The following is a 3,798-nucleotide window of genomic DNA, read 5'->3' as shown; positions in this document are numbered from 1 at the left end:
GCTCGACTGTCACATGATTTACAATAAAATCTTTGTTTTTGAAGTTCTAAATAAGCGGGCATTTCCATAATTTTAAGTAAAGTAATCGTTGAGGTTTTCTTACCATTTTTTACTATAGAGAAATTTTTATTTTTAGAGGTAATTGCGCCTTTTTTGTATTCAAACGTAAAAATTGGACTGATGTTTTTTAGTCATCAGTCCAATTTATTATAGAGTCATAACTTCTTAGTAAAAAACAATTTCTGATAAGAATAAATCAGAAATTGTCTTGTCATATATTTAAAGCTAAAAACTACTAAAAATCGATTGTAGATTTTAAATACTCTAAATCATTATAGGAAGTGAATATTATTGTTTCTTCTTTACCTCTTATAAAGCCACTTTTGTATTTAAGACCTAATACAAAAGAATTACTGAATTTAAATAAATCATATTTATAATGTTTATATATTTCAAACAAATCTTTCACAGTATAACTTTGTCTGTCTTTACTTCTAAAACGACCAGTTAGGTTTGTAGCTATTGAAGTGGATAATTTCAACTCTTTTATTAAATTATTTATATATTGTTTTCTATCTACATGATTTTTAAATAACTCATTAGCTAACTCATAGATTTGAGATGGATAAGGCGATTCAGTCATATTTTCAAGCAATGTATAAGTTCTAATTTCTAAACCTTCAAAATATCCTTTTTTGGCATTATTAGTCGGCCAACTTTTTAAATTAATAATTCTATTTTCTAATTTTTCATCGATAGATTTTAAATAATAAATTAATGGTCCCATTCCTTCTATCGTTTGAGAAAGCCCACTATTATATTCTTCAACTATTTCACCAGTTTTATTATTTATTTTAATATAGCTTTTTCCTACTTCACTTAATTTTTCAAATAGATCATCAAAATCAAACTCTATGTTATTATCCCTTAAAATATTAGGTAAGTTTTTAGCTATTTTTCTGGAAAATCCGTTCCAGTTACAGAAGATTTTAGCAAAGTAAGAGAATCTTCATTACATAAATATTTTAAATCATTTATTAACAATTCCTTGTTGGGATACCAAGTTATATTCTTGTTTCGCACCTTATTTACGACTTGTCTCAATTCATTATCCTTACATAAAATATAATCAGCATTACTATTTTCTAATTCTTCAACTAGTCTTAAATGAGTTTCATTAGACTTACGACCTAAATCACTAATTTTTCCTATTGCTATTATTTTATGACCTGAATAAAACTTAGTTTGACTATTAAATGCTCTAATAGCATTAATCATCGCCGGTAATGAAGCATTATGTGTATCATCAAGTAATGTTAATTTATGAGTTTTCGCATGTATCTCTTTTAAGGCTAATATTTTAGAAAACGGTTTGAAATCATTTAGTAATTCTTGTTTTATTGGTAAATTTAAACTTTTAAGCGTTAAGATACTTGCTAATGTGTTAGAAACCATTCCTTCACTAATAGTATTGAGTCGATAAATTTCACTTTTATTATCTTGGTTAGTAATTGATAATTCAATACTTCCTTTGTTGTACTTAATGTTATCAACAGTTAAATCCGCCTTTGCATCTTTATTAATACTATAAGTTAACACATTACTTGCATTTTCATGTGCTTTATAAATTAAATAATCTGCATATAACGTGTCTTTATTAATAATTGCCACTCCAGTGGTTGAAGAAAGACCGTCAAAAATTCTAGTTTTGATCTTAGCTATATCTTTAACTGACTTAAATGTAGAAAAATGCGCTTCACCAATACCTGTAATAATTGCTATGTCTGGTTTTAAAAAAGTTGAGGTATTTTCAAGATAATTAATCGCATTCATGGATGTTTCAATAACAGCAAAGTCAGGATTTTTTATTAATTTCAGCATATTATTGTAAATAGCTGCTCTAACATTATTATTCCCTCTATTTTCAAGTACATTATAATCACCCAACAAGCTTGTAATTAACATTCTAGTAGAACTTTTACCCATTAATCCAGTTATAGCAATAACTGGGTTTTTTTATTGATTTCTTATATATATATAGCTAATTGTTTAAATGCCTGAACAGAATCTTCTACAATTATTTGAGGGATTTCAAATTTTAAATCAGAAATGTAATTTTCAGTTATAATTAGTCCAATTTCTCCATTTTCTTTATTAACCAAATCATTACCGTCTAAAGCATTTTTATTTCTTCCTAATTCTCTTGACCATGTTTCTTTGTTAGGAGAAAAATAAGCAGTTTTTTTACTATTTACAAATTTATAAATTGTTTCAAAATCATTTATCTCATTTGCTTCTTTATTGTGTGCGTCCTTTAATTCTCCACCTATAATATTAAATATCTTTTTAATTGTTAGCATAATAATTACCTAACCTTTAAATGCCTTTTGATATTGTACATATCCAGATAAATAATGTTCGATATCATCAATTCGAACACGATAACCGTGGTGTTTAATAAAGAAACTTCCTAGTATTCTTGATGGGTTTTTAAAATACATAGCAATTTCAGGATAAAAGAATCCAACTCTTTGGTAATCTGCTCTAATATTAATTACATCTATCAAATATTGTTCGTCTATCAAATTGTTTACCAATTCATCGCGACCCGTATCTTTCGCTTTTTGAAATAATCGATATGTGGCCATTAACATTTCTAAGAATGTTGGAAATGTTGTTTCACGATTTTTAATATAATCTAAGTAACTATTCACATTTTTGATTCCAAATTCAAAATATTTGTCTTGTGGATTAATTTGAACTAATTCATTCGTACAATATCCTAACCAATGATCATGATATTGCCAATATTTCTTCTCAATGAAACGGTCCATCAAATTTTCTACAGTTTTTAGCCATAGTTCATTTTCATCCTCTTGATACAATCTCAATAAAGCAAGCGCTGCTTCACCATCGTAATAAATAATTCTGAACTTCTCTTTTACGATTAAATCAGGATAATTCAATAAATGAGTTGTCTCATATGTATCTTCATCTATCATTGAAAGAATACCTTTAGCTACTTTCTGAGCTGACTCAAGAAATTTAGGATTATCTTCATGCTTTAAATATTCACAAACTGCGAATATAAATGAAGCATTTTGTCCTAATTTGATTTCATTTGCTCCCTCTGTATCATCAAAGATATAAGCTTTATCATCAACCTCTAACAGTTGATTTGAAATGACATAATCAATTGCTTTTTCAACAGGTTGTAAGCTTTTACCTAAATAAGACAGACCCTCAATTAAGGCATAAGTAGAAGAAGAGTGTCTTAAAATATTGTAGAATCCTATTTCATTATCAAAATGAGGAAAATATCCATAAATATATTTACCATTATCTAACAACATATTTTGTAAGAAATTAGTACTACTTTCAATTAATTGATCAATTTCATTATTTAAATCATTTACTTTTCTTAAACCTTTTTTATAGCCTTCGCTATATAGTTCATGTACTTCTTCATCACCTATAAAGAAACCTTGTGTATAGAATTTAATAACTTCTTTTTCATTATAGAAATCACTAGAAAATGCCTTTTTATTTGTAGTATATTTACGTAAATAATTATTGATGTTTTTTTCCGAAAGAAATAACTCTTTAGTAGTATTATCTGGTCGAACAAAAGCATTCGCGTTAATTTCTTCAGGTAATACTGCAAAATTCCATTGACTATCAAATGCTATACCAAAATCTACATAATTTCTTCTTGTATTGATCAGTGTTTTTTTTAATTCTTTAAATAATATTTTTTCAGTCGACGTTACAATATCTAATTTAATCCACTCAGGAAAT

4 protein-coding genes and 1 pseudogene are annotated in these 3,798 nt (G+C 26.9%); all 5 read right to left on the bottom strand.

Features of this window, described 5'->3' with window-relative positions; translation table 11 throughout:
* A pseudogene (locus BB045_RS07045) lies at nt 1-140 on the bottom strand (transposase family protein); the annotation flags it as partial.
* A 155-nt stretch (nt 141-295) separates the two neighbouring features.
* Entirely contained in the window at nt 296-787 is a 492-nt protein-coding gene (locus tag BB045_RS12430; RefSeq protein WP_256722972.1) for a hypothetical protein, read from the bottom strand.
* 164 nt (nt 788-951) lie between these two features.
* Entirely contained in the window at nt 952-1,986 is a 1,035-nt protein-coding gene (locus BB045_RS12425; RefSeq protein WP_256722971.1) for a Mur ligase family protein, read from the bottom strand.
* A gap of 41 nt (nt 1,987-2,027) precedes the next feature.
* Nucleotides 2,028-2,360: a hypothetical protein gene (locus BB045_RS12420; RefSeq protein WP_070632114.1), complete on the bottom strand. Its 333-nt coding sequence runs from the start codon at nt 2,358-2,360 to the stop codon at nt 2,028-2,030.
* Nucleotides 2,361-2,369: 9 nt separating this feature from the next.
* On the bottom strand, nt 2,370-3,798 hold a 1,429-nt coding region (locus tag BB045_RS07035), incomplete at its 5' end, for a poly(glycerol-phosphate) alpha-glucosyltransferase (RefSeq protein WP_075140616.1).

It is taken from the genome of Staphylococcus sp. MB377 (genome assembly GCF_001922505.1).
Taxonomy (GTDB): Bacteria; Bacillota; Bacilli; order Staphylococcales; family Staphylococcaceae; genus Staphylococcus; species Staphylococcus haemolyticus.
The sequence above is the reverse complement of the archived record's forward strand: the minus strand, read 5'-3'. Positions and strand labels throughout refer to the sequence as shown.